This is a genomic window from Bartonella sp. AP57NXGY (assembly GCF_042195805.1).
Taxonomy (GTDB): Bacteria; Pseudomonadota; Alphaproteobacteria; order Rhizobiales; family Rhizobiaceae; genus Bartonella.
Genome location: NZ_JBHIOZ010000385.1, coordinates 1 through 989, shown reverse-complemented (window position 1 = coordinate 989; position 989 = coordinate 1). Strand labels below are relative to the sequence as shown.

Annotated in this window: 1 protein-coding gene; it reads left to right on the top strand. The window is 37.2% G+C overall.

Annotated features, from left to right (window positions below):
- The coding region (locus ACFIL8_RS11035; RefSeq protein WP_375689829.1) for a tyrosine-type recombinase/integrase at window positions 1–816 on the top strand (816 nt) is incomplete at its 5' end.
- Window positions 817–989: the final 173 nt, after the last annotated feature.

The window sequence follows — 989 nt, the reverse complement described above, 5'->3', positions numbered from 1 at the left end:
CAATACTTTAACAGCTCTAATTGGCATAGCTACACTAAAGCTACAAAAAAACAAAAAGAACTCATCCTTATGAAGGTATGTGATAGCATAGGAAACATTCCATACCAAGCAATTGAAAAGAAACATATCATAGCCGGCGTTGAACGACGCAAAGAAACACCAGCAATGGCTAGAAACTTTCTGAAAGCCCTTAATGGGCTTTTTAATTGGGCGATTGATCAAGGTCTTTTGGAAAATAATCCAGCTTTAGGAATAAAAAGACCCCCCCTCAAAAACAAAGAGGGATTTCCTGTTTGGACAGAAGAAGATGTCGAAAAATATTATCAAATATGGCATCATGGTACCCATGAACGTGTCTGGATTGATGTTCTTTTATATACGGGCTTGCGTCGTGGTGATGCGGTACGCATTGGCTGGAAAGATGTCAAAGACAATATTATTCATCTCAAAACAGAGAAAAGTAAATTCCAAACAGGTGTCTTTCTACCTATTTTACCGGAATTAGCCAAAACGCTTGAAACTGGTCCTATTGGAGAAGAAACATTCATCTGTAGTAAAGTGAATCAAAAATTCACCAAAGAAAGCTTTGGGAATGCATTTAGAGACGCTTGTAATGCGGCTGGAATTAAAAAATCGGCGCATGGATTAAGAAAATTAGCCGCAACACGCGCAGCTAATTCTGGAACAACAGTATCACAACTCAAAGCAATTTTTGGCTGGACAAATGATGCTATGGCATCTCTTTACACAAAGAGCGCAGATCGTAAAAAACTCGCTCTTGAAGCCATAAAAAAGCTTCAAAAAGATGAGGGATAGAGGCAAAAAAACTCAATAGAATCAAGATTCACCTATTCCCTTATATTAGACATAACTATTTTATTTTACTTGCTTTTTATTTGCCTTGCACGGACACTATTATGAAATGGGCTTGGGTGCTTTGGGAGATGTTTCTTAAAAAAACATATGAATTTTAAACAACAAGCATATTC